The following is a 16,644-nucleotide window of genomic DNA, read 5'->3' as shown; positions in this document are numbered from 1 at the left end:
GGCGATCGTCCGAAAGCTCAGTTAATCGAAGTTTGAGCGGTTTGATAGAGCATTTCTTGGAAATTAATTTGATCTTCGCGCGGGTCGGAGTGCGTGACCTGCACTTCCAGCCGTTCCCCTAACGAGACCGCACGCGGGAAGCGCCAGGGCAGTTCCATTCCCAACTCTTCTAACAAGATCAGCCCTAAGTTTTCTTCTTCGCGCAGCCAGCGCAAGACCAGTACTTGCCAGACTTGGTTCGGATGACGGCGCAGATATTCCAAGGCCCAATACCGATTGGTTTGGCGTTCGACGACAGAGGCTTCTTTGATCGAACTGGAGATCGACAGCATCACGTCTTGCAGGTCTTGCGAAGAAAACGGCACCTCGTCCCCGCGCAAGTACGCCTTAATTTGAAAATGAGCCAGTAAATCGCTGTAGCGGCGAATCGGCGAGGTGACTTGAGTGTAGTTATCCAAAGCTAAACTCGCATGGCGTCCGGGCTTCGTACTCATTTCGCTGCGGGGCATACAACGCCGGATCGCGCAGGCGCGCACTGGACCGGGGGGCAACAGTTGCAATTCTTCTGGGGGCGGCAGTTCCGGGGTCGGTTGGGAACGAAACGGCAGGGGAATGTTTTCCCGTTGACCGAAATGTCCGGCGACTTCCCCGGTGAGGATCATCATTTCGGCGACCAGTTGGCGGGCGGGGGAATCGTCGAGGACTTCGACGAAGATTTCGTCGCCGCAGACTTTAATCGTCGATTCGGGCATGGAAATGGCGATCGCCCCTTGGGAGTCGCGCCATTGCTGCCGTTTTTTAGCCGATTCGGCAATTTGGGCAATTTCCGGCTCCGCTTGAATGCCGAGTTGGAGCATTTCATCGACATCGTGGTAGGTGAGGCGATAGGTCGGTTTGATAATGCTCGGGTGAATCGTGTAGTCTTCAACGGCGCCGTTGTCGTCCAAGACAATGCCGAAACTGAGCGCCGGACAAATCTCCCCTTGCACCAAACTCATCGGTCCGGTGGCGAGTTCCGGCGGAAACATGGGAACCATGCCCGTGGGGAGGTAAACTGTGGTGCAGCGTCGGCGCGCTTCTAAATCGAGTTCGTCGCCGGGGGTCAGCCAGCGTGTGGGGTCGGCAATGTGTACCCAAAGTCGTCGGCGCCCGTCTTCGAGGGACTCCACGCTCAAGCCGTCGTCGATCTCTTCGGTGCTTTCGTCGTCGATGGTGTACACCTTTAAGTGGGTCAAGTCGAGGCGGTTGTCGGCGTCGGGATCCGGTGGAGGGGAGGTCAGACAACGGTGAGCCACTTCGAGTACCTTAGTAGAGAAATACGTGGGAAGCTGAGTGCGCCGCACGAATAGATTTTCGTGTTCGCTCCACAGGCCCAAATCGACCAATAAATCAAAAGCACCTTGAGAACTGTCGGGACGTTCTAAGGCGCTGAGGGTTTCTTTAGCGGTCGCTCGATCTTTGGCGTCTTCTCCCTGAGCTGCGTAGCGTTCTAGGGCTTCGATGCGGATGCGATCGCTATTCGACCATTCGGCTTGTTCCCCAGCCAAACTGCGCTCGACCCGAGCGACGAATTCTTCCCATTCTTGTTGTTTTTGCCGTTCGACTTCTTGTTGATGTTTGAGGTCGTTGACTTGAGAGACCGGGCGAGGTTCGTAGCGATCGCCCTTCTGTTTGAAGTAAAGTTTATCTTCGGACAGCAGTAAATAAGCGGCGTAACACGCCACCGGGGTTTGTTCGGAAAAGAGAAATTGCGCCAGTTCCGGCGGGTTCACTCCCTGTCCTTCTTCGACGAGAATTTCCCAGGCGACTTCCAAACTCGACGGGTCGATATACGGCTCGGCGTCTTGCCGAAAACGGGGGATATCCGTGGGTTTGTACTGTTCTCCCGTCACTTCGTAACTGATTTGGCGAGGAGGTAGGCTTTGGGACTGACCGAATTCGTCGATGACGATCCAGTTTTTTTTCCCATCCGGACGATCCGCCACGGCGAGACGGCGTTCTCCTTGCAGTCGGTATTCGAGCAGCGTTCCCTTCTCCACGAGCCTTAAAAATCAGTGTCTGAGTGTCTGCATTGTCTTTGAAACAATGGGTTGTTGACGACCCAGGCTGATTCACAGAATACAGCTCGGGCAACAACCCACATCGATGGCTTCCAAGCGAACTTGTCGGTCTTAGTTCCTTCAGATTTAGGAAAGCACGGGCTGTACCAAAAAACTTGTATGGAGCTAGCTTGGGTTTCGCAATTTTTGGACCCGGTTAGGTAGCCGGATTTTACCATGTTTGGGGAGTTCGTGGATCCCAACGCTCAATTAAAAACTTGAGCGCGGGATTTACTGCTCCCCAAACTCCTCAAAAAGTTAAACTTGGGAGGTGGCGATCGCCCGATTCCGGACTATTCCGGTCGCAGTTTACCCTTCTTTGTTAACAAAGGGCAACAGGGCGAGGATGCGAGCGCGTTTGATCGATTTGGTCAAATCTCGCTGTTGTTTGGCGGTTAAACCCGTAATCCGCCGGGGGAGAATTTTGCCGCGTTCGGTGATGAACTTACGCAGCAGTTCGACATCTTTGTAGTCGATGGGTTCGCCTGGTTTAATCGGAGAAACACGACGACGATAATAAGCCATAGGACTTGGACAGCTCTTCTTTACAGGATCGAGAACAACGGACAGGCAGACGAAACGAATGCCTGAAGACGCCGATACCGCTTGGGGTGGAACGTCTTAGTTACTTGATTTCTTTGTGAATCGTATGTTTGTTGCAGTGCGTGCAGAACTTTTTGAGTTCTAGCCGTGACGTGGTGTTGCGACGATTTTTCTGAGTGGTGTATCGCGAGACTCCCGCAGAGCGTTTGTCAGTATTCGTGCGACACTCAGTGCATTCCAACGTCACTATGACACGGACACCCTTAGCCATAGGTTTACTCGCTCTAAAATGCTAATAAATTTAAACACGAATGATGATTATCTCATAAAAATGAGGGGTTCTACAAGGGCGAAGTGAATTTTTTTAGGGGTCGGCTCCCGGGAAAGGGGAATTAGCGATCGCCCCGACCCCGATTTTGCAATTGGCGATCGATCGCCTGACGCAGTTTGAAATAGCCGTGTTTGAGTTTGAGATCGAGGGAAAAGCCGCGCCGGGTGGCCACTACCATCGTCCCGGCGGCGCGATCGTGTAAGGTACGCTGGAGCATCGGATCGCTCAAGGTGGCGCTACAGTCGATCGCCAAGGGGAGTAAAAACAAGATCCCGGTTCCATCCCCGGGGCTGACGTTGGTCAATCCGACCGCCGCGAGTAGGGCGCCGAATCCGGCGATCGCCTCCCGTTTGGCTAAATCGAGTAAAAGCGGTCTTCTGCCAAATCTTGTTTCGATTAATTTCATATCGAAAGCCCACCGCCCCAAACTTTGCCCCTGGTTGACCATCGCGAGAATGCCGCGCATTCCCAACCATAAAATCACGAATAAAATCGCCTGAGACAGTTCGATTCCCGGGCGGTTCGCATCTCCGGCGAGGGAACTGAGTAACGAAACGACCCAATAATCGACGATGAAGGCGGCGGCCCGTCGTCCGAGTCCCACGCGGGGAAAGCGTTTGTAGACGGGGGGTTCAGTATCCATGAGTTGTCACGCTCGCGAGTGCCTACAGATCTATCTTGACAGGCGATCGCCCGATCGCATCGATTCCATTCCCCGCCATCCGAGGGGCGATCGGGCCGTACACTGGATCGAGGACCCCCGTGCGATCGCTCGTCCATCGCCGTCCCCGTCATTCTTTCTGTGTTGCGTGACTCGTTCACCCCTTCTACACCATGCAAGTTTTATTTAAAATAATTCGACAGAATCCCCATAGCGCCCCCACTGTTCAAGAATACCAACTCGACGTTAGTGAGGGCAGTACCGTTCTCGACTGTCTCAATCGGATTAAATGGGAGCAAGATGGCACTCTCGCTTTCCGTAAAAATTGCCGCAATACCATTTGCGGAAGCTGTGCGATGAGAATCAACGGGCGATCGACTTTAGCCTGTAAAGAGAATATCGGCGCCGAAGTCGCCCGCTTGCAAAAGATTCGCCAATCTCAAAGCTCCGATCCCGGTCAGGAGACCGACGATTCGATCCCGGAAATCACGATCGCCCCGATGGGAAATATGCCCGTGATTAAAGATCTCGTCGTCGATATGACCCAATTCTGGGAGAACTTAGAAGCGGTCGATCCCTACGTCAGCACGCGATCGCGCCAAGTTCCCGAACGGGAGTTCTTGCAATCCCCCGAAGAACGAGCCCGACTCGACGCCGTGGGGAATTGCATCCTTTGCGGCGCCTGTTATTCCGAATGTAACGCCCGCGAAGTCAATCCCGATTTTGTCGGCCCTCACGCCCTCGCCAAAGCCTACCGGGCGATCGCCGATTCCCGCGACGACCGCACCGAAGAACGCTTAAACCAGTACGACAACACCCAGTCTGGGGTCTGGGGATGCACGCGCTGTTATTACTGCAATGCGGTCTGTCCCATGGAGGTCGCCCCCATGGATCGAATCGGGCAAGTCAAACACGAAATCCTCGAACGCCGCGATCGCGACGACTCCCGTCCCGTCCGCCACCGCAAGGTTTTAGTCGAGTTAGTCGAGCGAGGGGGCTGGGTTGACGAGCGCAAATTTGCTTTATTAGTAGTGGGGAATTTCTTCCGGGACCTGCGCGGCTTACTCAGTCTCGGCCCGGTCGGCTTGCAAATGGTCGCCCATCGCAAGTTTCCCTTCACCTTCGAGCCTTCGGAAGGAACGAACGAAGTGCGATCGCTGATCGAAGCGGTTCGCAATGTCGAATCTCAATCTAGTGAGCCTATCGAATCGAAATTATGAGTGTCGAAAACACTGAAACAGAAGTATCTGAAGTTCCTACCCCGACGGAACACCCCCCGGAACCCGAACCCGCGTTCGGATGGACTGAATACGCCGAACGGATTAACGGACGTTTGGCGATGTTGGCCTTTTTTGGCTTATTGTTTTTAGAGTTTGTCACTCACCAGGATTTGTTTACCTGGTTGGGATTGCGTTAAAAAATCGGCGATCGCCCGGAATTTCTACGGCGGGCGATCGTTCTCCTGGCGATCGCCAATCGATACATTGACGGACATTGATAGTCGATTGGAGCGGATCGGTAGCCGACCGAGAAGGTGATAACTGGCTGCACTGTCAAGAAATTATAGAAACAAAGTCTCCTCGATCGGTCAGTTCAGCTCCGGCGATCGCACCCTTGACGGGCGGCGATCGGTCGGACTCGAATCACCTTATTTACATTCTTCCTTGAGGACAAGGCGATCTATGTTCGAGCTGCAAAATCAAAAGGGTACATCTAAAGTAAACTCTAAAAGTGCATCTCAAGTTGTATCCAAAGTAGCATCTAAAATTGCATTGACACTGTTTCCCCTCTTGAGTCTGACCGTCGGCGCGATCGAGCCTGTGGGCGCTCAAACGACTTTACCGGACATCGCCGGACATTGGGCGGAAGGTTGTATTCAAGAGTTGCAAACTCGGCGCATTATTAACGGCTATCCCGACGGGACTTTCCGTCCGAATGCCCCAGTCACGCGAGCGGAATTCGCCACGATGCTCGATATCGCCTTTTCCGAACGTCGGGACGTGCGTCCGGCGATCGGCTTTGTCGATTTACCTGCCAATTATTGGGCGACTCCGGCGATCGCCACGGCGTACCGACGGGGTTTTCTCCGGGGTTACCCGGGCGATCGCTTCAATCCCGCACAAAATATCCCTCGGGTTCAAGTATTGGTCGCCTTGGCGAGTGGTTTGGATTATGCGGCGAACCACAAACCCGAGGAAACTTTACCGCGAACCTTCGCCGACGCGACAAGTATTCCCGAGTATGCCTACACCGCCGTCGCCGCAGCCACCGAGCGCCGCTTGGCGGTCAACTACCCCGAGCGCGATCGCCTCAATCCCAACGCCCTCGCCAGTCGCGCCGAGGTCGCCAGTTTCCTCTGTCAGGCGCTGATGCAGTACCAATCGCCGATTCCTTTAGAGTACGTCGCCCGGGTGGCGATCGTCCCGGAAACCGAACTGCGCGGGGTTTGGATTACGAATATCGATAGTGAGGTCTTGTTCTCGAAGGAGAACCTGACGGCGGCGATGGAACGACTGGCCGCCCTCAATTTCAACACCGTCTATCCGACGGTATGGAATTGGGGTTATACTTTATATCCGAGCGACGTGGCCAAAGCGGTGACCGGGCGATCGGTGCGTTTGGTGACGCCGATTGACGAGAATCTCGACCCGGATCTAGGAGTGGGCGATCGCGACATGCTCCGCGAAATGGTCGCCGAAGGCAAACGCCTGGGCCTGCGCGTGATTCCTTGGTTCGAGTTCGGCTTTATGGCCCCGGCAGATTCCGAGTTAGCCCGCCGCAAACCGGAATGGATTACGGAACGCCTCGACGGAACCCGGGAGAAAATGGAAGGCATCCACTCCCGAGTCTGGCTCAATCCCTTTCATCCCGAAGTGCAGCAATTTATCACCGATCTGATCGTCGAGATTATCGAAAATTACGACGTTGCGGGGATTCAGCTCGACGATCATTTAGGCTTACCCTCCGAGTTCGGTTACGACGATTACACCGTCGCTCTCTACAAGCGCGAACACGACGGCAACCCGCCGCCGGAAGACCCGAAAGATCCGGACTGGTTGCGCTGGCGGGCCGATAAGATTACTGAGTATAAAGACCGCTTGTTCCGCGCGATCAAACGAGCCAATCCGGACGCGATCGTCAGTTTGTCTCCCAATCCCCAACGCTTTTCCTACCGGGAGTTTCTCGCCGATTGGGAAACCTGGGAACGTCAGGGATTGGTGGAAGAGATTATCTTGCAAGTGTATCGCGACGATAACCGGGTGTTCGCGACCGAGTTGGAAAATCCAGAAGTGGAAACGGCGCGCACTCACGTTCCGTTCGCGATCGGGATTTTAACGGGATTAAAAGGTCGTCCCGTGGAGGGCGATCGCATTGCCGAGCAAGTCCAAATCGCCCGTGAGAAAGGCTTTGCCGGGGTTTCGTTCTTTTTTTACGAAAGTATGTGGAAGTGGAGCGAGCAATCTGCCGAACAACGGGAGGTGTTATTTGAATCTTTATTTCCCGAACCTGCCACGATTCCCAGTTTAGTTGACGATTGGGAACCGTCGAGGTGATGGGGGATTTTAGATTTTATTGTGGTTTCAAATAAGAATGAGACACAATATCTGTGTAGAGGTGATTCGCGAATCACCTCTACAGGGTGTGGGTAAACTCACTCTTCAAGGCGCTGTAAATGCCAGAATATGTCTCAATCTAAATTGGAATGACTATAGATTGTAGATGGGAGAGGGAGTAGGAAGGGAAGGAGCGCAGAGTAGAGGGAGAATCAGGAAAACTCCCTGTGGGGCGGGGAATGGGAGCGCTACCACCTCAATTCTCTCTCCTTTCTTTCCTCTCCCCATTTTCTTAAGCTAAAGCCGACTCGAAATCGCGCAATCTCGCCACTTCCTGCTCTTTCGGCTTGCCGAAAATGGGCGGGAGTTGTCCGGTGGTACTGAGGGTTTCATGCACTTCCCGATTGCCGATCTCGGCCAAATGACGGTTTTGGAGAACGGCGAGGGTGGCGGCGATGCCGATTCCTTGTCCGACGGCTGCATTAAATTCGACGATGCGTCCGGCGGAAGAGGCGAATCCTTCAAAGCCGGACGCGGGACTGACCACGGCGAGGTTGGGGACGGCTTTGATTTGGGCGTGGCGGATGCCGATGTTGAAAATGGGTTTGTCGAAGACGGTGCTGAGAAAGCCTTTTTCGTTGGCTTTGCGACCGATCCCTCGGATGCCACCGCGCACGTCGAAATGATAGGCAAAAGTGCCGATCGCCTCGTCGGCGGGGACGCCTCCGGCGAGCATTTGGGCGCCGCTTAAGGGTTCGACGACGCCGACGACGTTTCCTGCGTGGCGGATGTAGAGTTCTGAGGCGGGGGTGACGGTTTTGGCGCCGATGCTCTTGAACCAACGTTCGACGTAGGACATTTCTTCGAGCATGGCGGGGGTGGGTTTGGCGCAGTTGCGGGCGAGGGTTTCGGCTTCGCTTCCGGTGACGGTGAACAGCAGGGCGTTCCAGGAGAGGCGATCGCCACCTAAAATAGCGATGTTACCGCGATCGAGCAGAGATCCGCTTTCTTCGAGGTCGAGCTTTTTGCCCCGACAGGCATGATAGACGATCGAGAGGGCGTTGGAGCGCACGTCGATGTGATCTTTTCCGGCCCACAGGGTTTTTAATTGGCCTCGCGAATCGACTAAATCGCGCTTGAGGACTTCGACTAAGCCGCTTTCGCTTCGGGCGGCAATGTCGATAAAGCGTTGGGCTTCGCGATCGTTGTTATTGGTCAATCGTTTTAAGTAGGCGTATTCGACCTGTTTGAGCCTTTTGACGCTCAAGCCTTCGGTGACGAAAACGAGGGTTACGGGGAGTTCGGAGTCGGGCAGTCCGAAGGTGGCAAAGCCGTTGTATTTGGTGACTCCGGCGGCTTGTGCCAATTCGGCGTTAACGGTGGCGTCGATAAATTGTTTGGCTTTATAGATTTCTCCGCGTGCGGTGACGATCTCGACTAACGGGCCGTTGTCGCAGGTGGCGGATTCGATCTCGACGTTGCTTAAAATGGCGACTCCGGCTTCTTTGAGCATGGTTTTGAGCGCGGCGTCGGCTTTGTGCGGGTCGAGGGCGATCGAAACGACTCCGGCTTTTTTCAAGAATTCTTCATAAAGGCTCGGCGGTGCGCCGAAGGTGCCTAAGTTGAGGGATTTTCGTAGGTCGATCTCGATTTGGCTGCGATCGAGGTAGGCGAGTCCCCCGCGCACGAGATGCCCGCCAATGCCTTCGCGGGCGTCGGCTTTGGACATCAGTAGGACTTTGGGATAGGTTTCGGTACGCCGACGGTATTCCCGTGCGGCGGCGATCGCCGCCAGGACGCCGGGAACTTCATCGCCGAAAGTAATGATATCGTAATAACGTTCGTTGTCAGTCACGATCGATCGCCTCTATAGCTCTTCTATAATGAGTTCTCAACGAGTTCTAAGGTGCCAGATGGATGCCGTAATGCTGGCGTGAGATAGCGCGGCAATCTCTGGCATAACACGGCATCGAGCCGATCGCCAATCCCCCCGCGATCGCTGCGATTGCTTTGCATATTGACTGTAACGGGCGAGCGAGCGCCCAACCCCCAGAGGCGATCCAGTTTTCGATCTGGCACGATCGCCGCCGTTCTCTTTTAGGTTAACTTTTGCAACGGAGGCGATCGCTCCAGTCTAGGGAAATTTTGCCGGAAATAAGAGCATTTGAGCTATTATTTTTCAAAAAAAATTAACCTTTTCTACTGTTCCGATTCCGCTAAAATCGAGGTATCCTTTGGGATGACCCGGGCGCGCGATCGAGTACAAGGCTCTCTTTTTAAGAGCGCGAATCTATCGCCATGGGAATGCACTATCCCCGTTCATTTTTTTGTAAAAATAAAAAAATAAGGGGGCGGAGATCGCCCGATTGGATCGCCCTCGAATTGGTTGTCAGCCGAGCTTTCCTGTTATCTTTTCTCGCCTAGAACCAAGGTTCGGCTCTACGATAATTGGATCGTTCTGGGTCATTAGCTCTCGGCATAATTACACGTCGGCCTTGCCTCAACTCGGCAAAAAGATCCGAGCGAAATCGGTCGGCGATCGAAGCCGAATCGAACAAAATCAAATGATTTTTCGTCAAAACAGGAATAGTGCTGGTCTTCCATCTTTAAAAGGCTCTCTCAAGTTATGACTAAGATTCCCATTGAAGGCAAGCGCATCCACTTGCTTTATAAAAATGCCATCGAACCTCTCGTCGTCGAAGAAGTGCAACGGCAAATGCAGAGATTGCCCGTCAAACTTTTAAACTCGCTCAATCGCGATGAAATCATGTCCCAGGCGATCGCTTATGCCTTAAATCGTTTACCTTCGATGTACGCCACCAGCGAACGCGGTTGGCATTTCCAATACCAAAAGGCGATCGAGCAATTTCGACCGCAAATTGTTACCGCAGTGCGTCAGGCATTGGCAGCGATTCAGAGGGATCCGTTAACTCCCGTGTGGCGTTTGACCCATCCGAGTGAAGAACGCGGGCAATGGAGCGATCGACAACAACGGCAGTACAAGCAAGGTTGAGTGGATTTCGACCCCTCTAAAAACTGAGCGAGATCGGTATTGCAGTTCTCGTCCAGTGTCGGTGCATGTCAATGGAAATGCACGGTGGTTTTCGCGCGATCGTTACTGTTTAATGTTACTGTTTAATTTTTTAACATAGCGAGTTTTAAAAATGCATATGGCACTCCTAAATCCGTAGAATCTGAGATCGACCGGGTCAAGTCACCAAATTCTTTTAGGGACACGGCATTTCTGTGTCCCTAAAACCCATGAATTTTACAACAAGATTGAGGATGGCTATCGGAGTAACGAGGTGGGCGTCCTGCCTGCCCCACTGTCAATTTGATTCTATGGTGATTTTAGGGCAGATCGCTGGTTTGACTCATCAGTTTAAAGGTCTAACAGCTTAATAATTATTTCTGCGAGTCATAGAACTTTTGCGGTTTGGGATACTTTTGTAAATCTTCCCGAGTAGGGGCGATTCGCGAATCGCCCCTACTCGTCGATCGCCGATCGATACCGTTCATTTTGATGACAAGATCGTACCAGAATAATGCCGTAGAGGTCTTTTGCTAACATAGAGTCAGTCGCCCGTCCGATTTTAGCCAGTCTCGCCGATGCAACTTGCGCGATCGAACTGGCGTCTAAGCACTTAGAACGTAAGACTTCATCAGAGAGCGATCGCCGCCGCCGTTCTGAAGATCTCGCGCGCCCAGGATCGAGAACGCCACCGGGGCGATCGCCCCTCATGGAAGCATCAATCTGAAATTTCCTCAATACCATTGTCGTTTAGAGTTTCTCCTATTTCCTATGTCTAATCCTTATTCTTTATTGTCACGCAAATTCTATCGCCGTTTGATTTATCCGGCGACCGCGTTATTCGTCGCCCTCGGTTTGGTCGTCGGTTCCGGTCATCCTTCGACCGCCTTAAACTGGCGAGATCTGATCGTTCCGGGCATTCAGGTGATTCAAATTACCACCATGTCCGACGAACAAGAAGTGAACCTCGGCAAACAAATGAACGAGCAGCTTTTAAGTTCCGGTCAGTTCAAGCGCTATCAAAACCAGCAAGTCAACGACTACATCAACGCCATCGGTCAGCGCTTAGTTCCGGCGAGCGATCGCCCGGACATTCCTTACACCTTCCAAATTATCGACGATGACGTTATCAATGCTTACGCGACCATGGGCGGCTTCGTCTACATCACCACGGGCTTATTACAAGAAGCCTCCAACGAAGCCGAAGTCGCCGGGGTACTCGCCCACGAAATCGGCCATATTTCCGAAAAACACACCCTCAAACAAATGCGCGAGCAAATCGTCGCCCGAGGCTTAGCCGATGCTGCCGGACTCGATAGCAGCGTCGTGGTCGGGATCGGGCTGGAAGTCGCCTTGCGCCTGCCCCGCAGCCGACAACACGAATACGAAGCCGATCTGCGAGGACTCGAAACCGTGATGGCTGCCAACTACGCGCCTTCAGGGTTAATTGCCTTCTTCCAAAAACTGATGGATAAAGGCGGCTCCTCCGTACCGGGATTTTTAAGCACGCACCCGTCCCCAGAAAACCGCATCAGCCAGCTCAAACAGCAAGTTCCTGCCGGAATGCTCGATCGCGGCGACGGGTTGAATTCCAGCGCTTATCGGGCGAATATTAGCCCGCTCCTGTGAGCAATGCCCGCGAGTGGTGGGCGATCACTGTGCTAATAGTTTGGTCAGTTCCACATCTTTGACAATTTCTTCGAGGGGCAAACGGCGGACTCGTTTTTCAAAAACATGAACTTGATAAGCGGTTTGGTAGGTAGCATCGTAAGCTGTCAGCCAGCCGCTTTTTGGATTGTAGGCTCCGGTGTCGATATCCATCCAGCCGTGACCGCGAGCAATTTGGCCGGGGGTGACGCCGGGAAAGGTAAACGTGATCGTATGGCCGACGACGATTGTTTTATCGGGAAAATAAGGGGATTCGATGCAGTGAAACGGACCGCGAATCCAACAGAAATCCTCGGCCCCTTGTTCGTCAATGGGTAAGAGGGGATGGACTCCGGCGTGGACCAACCACAGATCGCCCAAATCTTGGTAAAGGGGTAAGGTTCGCATCCAGTCCACGTCATCGAGGAGGGTGGCGGCATCTTTGTAGCTGGAGACCGTCGCCTGTCCGCCACTGTAAAGCCAAGCATTGAGGGCGCTGCGGTTGACTTCGCCATCCCAAAAGGCTTCGAGTAGCAGTTGTTCGTGATTGCCCAACAGAGAACAATAGCCGTTGTCGCGGACGAATTTAATGACTTGAGCGCTTTGACTGCCTCGGTCGATCAGGTCGCCAAGAAAGTAGATGCGATCGTCGCGGTTGGGGGCGATCGCCTCGAAAAGTAGCATCAGTCCGTCGTAATGGCCGTGAACGTCACCAATAATGATGCGTCGGGGGGTATGTTCGCTCATGGTCTTGGCTCCCTGCTGAATGATGACAGTCCCTCAAACTCTATTCTAGGAAGTTTCGGGTGGCAGTCGGGGGGCGATCGCCCGGTAACAGGCGATCGCCCCGAGTCGGATAAAGGGGTCAAGTTCAAAACAATCGATAACTTTTAAACGGGTGAAAGCCTAATTCTCAGACTGTTTCGGGAGGTCCGAGGTTTCACTGAGTGAGGGCTTTCCACAAGCGTTTGAAATTCGTCATCAACCCGGCTTGTTTCGGCGCAGCCGCGCGCGAACTTGGGGGAGTCCCCTCGCTACCCTCGTTCTCGGGAGTGCCAGCCCGTTCTAAAATGCGGTCGAGTTCGTCGCCGACGGGTTTCTGAGGACTTTCGGCGAGCAGTTCGTAATCCTCCTCCGTTTCCAGCCAGACTTGCCACGGGCCGGGATAGCATCGGAACAAGGCATAACCTTGACCCGGACGGATGTAGTAACAAGATTCGATCGTATTGAGGAAACGTTCGCGCAGTTCCCGTCCCGCCATCCCGATGCCGATGGTGGCGATATTTTCCAGCCGTGGCAGCAGAAAAATCACCGGGCGATCGCCCGCTTCCAGACACATCTTTTCAACGTCGTTGACTTCCACCGAAGACGGTTCGACAAATAAAAACGCCCGATCTTCCGGTTGTATTTTGCCCTTAGTTTCGCCGATCGCCCGAACCACAAAAGGCGTTTCACCCCAATCGCGACGGGCCAGCGCCGCCGCCCCCGCGTCGGGAAAATACACCTTTAAATGTTCGTAATACGGCTCTAAAGAGGGGATAAACTGTTCGGCGATCGGTTGCGCTTTCAGTTCCGGAATCACCAATTCCACCTGTACGCGCCGTAAACCCTCTTCGAGAGCGGCGTGGGTCGCTTGGCGGGCTTGAGCGACCGCTTCGTCTAAATCCTTGGGGAGTTGAACCATGAGTTGGGAATGTAAGGCTTGGAATCTTTCATATTTTTGCAAAATAGAGAACACTTAGCCTAGCCGATCGCGCCAAATCCTGCTGCAGCGAGGAATCCGAACCGGGAACGAGTGTAATTGCACCCCGGCGAGCAAGCAATCGAGATGTGAAAATGATAAAGTGGACTGCAGCGAACATCCGTTGCCAGAGGATAACTGCGGTTATCTCCCGCTAACGGAGATCGTCGAGATCGATTCGCTTCGGTCAACGCGCAAGCCAAGGAATGCAACCGTTAAGACGGCGATGACTGGGAAGATGACAGACGAAGAAAAGCAGCTAGACAACACTCAAAGTCAACCGGATGAGGCCACTGACGGTTCCGCCGCAGCAGCAGATTCGGCTGAACCCCAAGAAGAGGCGATCGCCTCCGGTGGCGAGGCAGAGCAACAACCTGCCAACGAAGCCGGAACCGCCGAAGCCGAAGCCCCTTCGAGCGAGGAGGTTCCTCCCTCTGCGGAGCCGCCGAGTGCGGCAACCGTAGAAGAGATGGCCTCCATGGAAGCGCTGATTCTAGCGAACCAAGCGTTTACCGCGCAAATCGAAGACCTCAAAAGTCAATATGCCCGCTTGGCGGCAGACTTTGACAATTTCCGCAAGCGGACTCAAAAAGAAAAAGAAGAACTCGACCTCCAAGCCAAATGCGCGACCATTCGCGAGTTACTTCCGGTCGTCGATAACTTCGAGCGGGCGAAAGAACAAATCAAACCCCAGAACGATGGGGAAATGAATATCCATAAAAGCTATCTGAGCGTTTACAAGCAAATGGTCGATTGCCTCAAACGCATCGGGGTGTCGGCGATGTATCCCAAAGGCGAACCGTTCGATCCCAATCTCCACGAAGCCGTCATGCGCGAAGCCACTGCCGACCATGAGGAAGGCACGGTGATGGAAGAGTTCAGACGGGGTTACATGCTCGGCGATCGCGTGTTGCGCCACGCGATGGTTAAAGTTGCTGCCGCCCCGGAACCCGTGGTACCCTCAGAGGAAAATTCGCCGGAGTCTACCGAAGAACAATAAGCTTCGAGATTGCCGAGCCTAGAATTTGCAGGAGCTGGAACGAGGGAGGCGCGATCGCCCGTCCCTCGCCTCCAGACCCCCCGGCGGCTTCGCCAATCGACCCCCTGCTTCTGAATACCTACGGATACCTTCACCGCCGCTAACTATGGGAAAAGTCATCGGTATTGACCTAGGCACCACCAATAGTTGTGTCGCTGTCTTGGAAGGCGGTCAACCCGTCGTCATTACCAACTCAGAAGGTGGGAGAACCACGCCGAGTATTGTTGGATTTGGCAAGGGCGGCGATCGCCTCGTCGGACAGCTTGCCAAGCGCCAGGCGGTGACCAACGCGGAAAACACCGTTTACAGCATCAAGCGCTTTATCGGTCGTCGTTGGGACGATACCAAAGAAGAACGCAGTCGCACCCCCTACACCTGCGTCAAAGGCAAAGACGACACCGTGGACGTTCGGGTACGCGGCACCACCTACACCCCTCAAGAAATTTCGGCGATGATCCTGCAAAAACTCAAGCAGGACGCGGAAACCTATCTCGGCGAACAAGTCACTCAAGCGGTGATTACGGTTCCCGCCTACTTCACCGACGCCCAACGTCAAGCCACCAAAGACGCCGGAACGATCGCGGGTCTCGAAGTCCTCCGCATCATCAACGAACCGACCGCCGCCGCCCTCTCCTACGGACTCGACAAGCAAGACCGCGACGAAAAAATCCTCGTGTTTGACTTGGGAGGCGGCACCTTCGACGTTTCCGTCCTCCAACTCGGCGACGGCATCTTCGAAGTCAAATCCACCGCCGGGAACAACCAACTCGGCGGGGACGATTTCGATACCCATCTGGTCAACTGGATGGTCGAGCAGTTTCGCGTCCGGGAAGGGGTAGACCTCTCCGTGGATAAAATGGCCTTGCAGCGCATTCGCGAAGCCGCCGAAAAAGCGAAAATCGAACTGTCCAGCCGCGAAGTCACCTCGATCAACTTGCCGTTTATCAGCGCCGACGAAACCGGGCCGAAACATTTAGAAATGGACCTGACCCGGCCCGAATTTGAAGACCTCGTCAGCGACTTGATCCGCAAGACGATGGAACCCGTCAGCCAAGCGCTCAAAGATAGTAACCTCAGTACCGAGGAGATCGATCGCATTATCCTGATCGGCGGTTCCACCCGGACTCCCGCCGTGCAACGGGCGATCGTCGATTACTTCGACGGCAAAACCCCGGAACAATCGGTCAATCCCGACGAAGCGGTTGCCATCGGCGCCGCGATTCAAGGCGGCGTACTCGGCGGCGAAGTTCGCGATGTCTTACTGCTCGACGTTACCCCGTTATCCTTGGGGATCGAAACCCTCGGGGGGGTGTTCACCAAAATTATCGAACGCAATACCACCATTCCCACCAGCCGCGCTCAAACCTTTTCCACGGCGACCGACGGACAGAGTTCGGTGGAAATTCACGTCCTGCAAGGGGAACGGGCGATGGCGAAAGATAATAAAAGTTTGGGTCAATTCATCCTCGATAAAATTCCCCCGGCACCGCGCGGGGTCCCGCAAATTGAAGTCTCCTTCGAGATCGACGCCAACGGGATTCTGCACGTCGCTGCCGAAGATAAAGGCACCGGACGGGAACAGAGCATTAAAATTACCAGTACGGGCGGTCTGAGCGAAGCCGAAATTGAGCGGATGCGCGAGGAAGCCGAACTTTACGGCGACCAAGACCGCGATCTCAAACAAATTGCCGAACTCAAAAACCAAGCCGATACCCTATTCTATAATTATGAAGCGACCTTAAAAGATAACGTCGAGCTGCTCGGCGACGACCTCAAGGCGGAGCTGAGTGAAAAAGCTCAAACGCTCAGAGCGGCGATCGCCAACGAAGGGGTTGCCCTCGACGAACTCAAAGAACGCATGACTGCCTTCCAGGAAACCTTATTCTCCGTTGGCATTGCGGTTTACCAGCAGTCTAACTTGGAAGAAGAGGAAGAAGAACCGGAAGAAGAGTTTAGCAGTTCCGAGTGAGTACTCGGCGCGAGTAGCCCGACGGGAGG

The 16,644-nt window shown here is 53.9% G+C and carries 17 protein-coding genes; 7 read left to right on the top strand and 10 right to left on the bottom strand.

The genetic code is table 11. The features are described from left to right. Positions 1–17: 17 nt before the first annotated feature. From HCG48_RS04880 to HCG48_RS04865, 4 genes are all read right to left on the bottom strand, one after another. Positions 18–2,039: a ribonuclease R family protein gene (locus HCG48_RS04880; protein WP_168568150.1), complete on the bottom strand. Its 2,022-nt coding sequence runs from the start codon at positions 2,037–2,039 to the stop codon at positions 18–20. A 369-nt stretch (positions 2,040–2,408) separates the two neighbouring features. Beyond that, positions 2,409–2,624 carry a 30S ribosomal protein S18 gene (gene rpsR / locus HCG48_RS04875; protein ID WP_168568149.1) on the bottom strand — a complete coding sequence of 72 codons (216 nt, stop codon included), beginning with the start codon at positions 2,622–2,624 and terminating at the stop codon, positions 2,409–2,411. 100 nt (positions 2,625–2,724) lie between these two features. Then, complete coding sequence (rpmG, locus tag HCG48_RS04870) at positions 2,725–2,913, bottom strand: 50S ribosomal protein L33 (protein ID WP_168568148.1); 189 nt, start codon at positions 2,911–2,913, stop codon at positions 2,725–2,727. 121 nt (positions 2,914–3,034) lie between these two features. After that, the gene (locus HCG48_RS04865; RefSeq protein WP_168568147.1) at positions 3,035–3,616 is read right to left on the bottom strand and encodes an RDD family protein; all 582 of its coding nucleotides are present in this window, start codon (positions 3,614–3,616) and stop codon (positions 3,035–3,037) included. A 191-nt stretch (positions 3,617–3,807) separates the two neighbouring features. Here HCG48_RS04865 and HCG48_RS04860 point away from each other — a divergent pair, with 191 nt between their 5' ends. Together HCG48_RS04860 and HCG48_RS04855 are read left to right on the top strand one after the other, a co-directional pair. Next, positions 3,808–4,854 carry a succinate dehydrogenase/fumarate reductase iron-sulfur subunit gene (locus HCG48_RS04860; protein WP_168568146.1) on the top strand — a complete coding sequence of 349 codons (1,047 nt, stop codon included), beginning with the start codon at positions 3,808–3,810 and terminating at the stop codon, positions 4,852–4,854. Beyond that, positions 4,851–5,051: a CAB/ELIP/HLIP family chlorophyll-binding protein gene (locus HCG48_RS04855; protein ID WP_168568145.1), complete on the top strand. Its 201-nt coding sequence runs from the start codon at positions 4,851–4,853 to the stop codon at positions 5,049–5,051. The genes HCG48_RS04860 and HCG48_RS04855 overlap by 4 nt, the downstream gene beginning before the upstream one ends. Here the strand turns inward: HCG48_RS04855 and HCG48_RS04850 are convergent. Then, a complete protein-coding gene (locus HCG48_RS04850; protein ID WP_168568144.1) occupies positions 5,048–5,185 on the bottom strand; it encodes a hypothetical protein in 138 nt (45 codons plus the stop codon). The two genes, HCG48_RS04855 and HCG48_RS04850, sit on opposite strands and share 4 nt — an antisense overlap. A 221-nt stretch (positions 5,186–5,406) precedes the next feature. Between HCG48_RS04850 and HCG48_RS04845 the strand changes: the two genes are divergently transcribed. After that, a complete protein-coding gene (locus HCG48_RS04845; protein ID WP_246259908.1) occupies positions 5,407–7,188 on the top strand; it encodes a glycoside hydrolase family 10-like protein in 1,782 nt (593 codons plus the stop codon). 292 nt (positions 7,189–7,480) lie between these two features. Here the strand turns inward: HCG48_RS04845 and HCG48_RS04840 are convergent, their stop codons facing one another. Next, on the bottom strand, positions 7,481–9,043 hold the full coding sequence (locus tag HCG48_RS04840; RefSeq protein WP_246259906.1) for an FAD-dependent oxidoreductase: 1,563 nt from the start codon (positions 9,041–9,043) through the stop codon (positions 7,481–7,483). A gap of 23 nt (positions 9,044–9,066) precedes the next feature. Further along, positions 9,067–9,267, bottom strand: a complete 201-nt coding sequence (locus tag HCG48_RS04835; RefSeq protein ID WP_168568142.1) for a hypothetical protein — start codon at positions 9,265–9,267, stop codon at positions 9,067–9,069. 547 nt (positions 9,268–9,814) lie between these two features. On the opposite strand from HCG48_RS04835, the gene HCG48_RS04830 reads away from it, so the two are divergent. Further along, positions 9,815–10,201, top strand: a complete 387-nt coding sequence (locus HCG48_RS04830) for a late competence development ComFB family protein (protein WP_168568141.1) — start codon at positions 9,815–9,817, stop codon at positions 10,199–10,201. Between the two features lie 474 nt (positions 10,202–10,675). On the opposite strand, the gene HCG48_RS04825 is transcribed toward HCG48_RS04830, so the two are convergent. After that, the gene (locus tag HCG48_RS04825; protein WP_168568140.1) at positions 10,676–10,963 is read right to left on the bottom strand and encodes a hypothetical protein; all 288 of its coding nucleotides are present in this window, start codon (positions 10,961–10,963) and stop codon (positions 10,676–10,678) included. Positions 10,964–10,990: 27 nt separating this feature from the next. On the opposite strand from HCG48_RS04825, the gene HCG48_RS04820 reads away from it, so the two are divergent. Next, complete coding sequence (locus HCG48_RS04820) at positions 10,991–11,848, top strand: M48 family metallopeptidase (RefSeq protein WP_168568139.1); 858 nt, start codon at positions 10,991–10,993, stop codon at positions 11,846–11,848. A 24-nt stretch (positions 11,849–11,872) separates the two neighbouring features. Here the strand turns inward: HCG48_RS04820 and HCG48_RS04815 are convergent, their stop codons facing one another. Continuing rightward, positions 11,873–12,613 carry a metallophosphoesterase gene (locus tag HCG48_RS04815; RefSeq protein WP_168568138.1) on the bottom strand — a complete coding sequence of 247 codons (741 nt, stop codon included), beginning with the start codon at positions 12,611–12,613 and terminating at the stop codon, positions 11,873–11,875. Positions 12,614–12,806: 193 nt separating this feature from the next. After that, entirely contained in the window at positions 12,807–13,550 is a 744-nt protein-coding gene (locus HCG48_RS04810) for a DUF1995 family protein (RefSeq protein WP_168568137.1), read from the bottom strand. Between the two features lie 295 nt (positions 13,551–13,845). Here HCG48_RS04810 and grpE point away from each other — a divergent pair, with 295 nt between their 5' ends. After that, the gene (gene grpE / locus HCG48_RS04805; protein ID WP_168568136.1) at positions 13,846–14,607 is read left to right on the top strand and encodes a nucleotide exchange factor GrpE; all 762 of its coding nucleotides are present in this window, start codon (positions 13,846–13,848) and stop codon (positions 14,605–14,607) included. 145 nt (positions 14,608–14,752) lie between these two features. Next, on the top strand, positions 14,753–16,615 hold the full coding sequence (gene dnaK, locus HCG48_RS04800) for a molecular chaperone DnaK (RefSeq protein WP_168568135.1): 1,863 nt from the start codon (positions 14,753–14,755) through the stop codon (positions 16,613–16,615). Positions 16,616–16,644: the final 29 nt, after the last annotated feature.

It is taken from the genome of Oxynema aestuarii AP17, from assembly GCF_012295525.1.
GTDB lineage: Bacteria > Cyanobacteriota > Cyanobacteriia > Cyanobacteriales > Laspinemataceae > Oxynema > Oxynema aestuarii.
The sequence above is the reverse complement of the archived record's forward strand: the minus strand, read 5'-3'. Positions and strand labels throughout refer to the sequence as shown.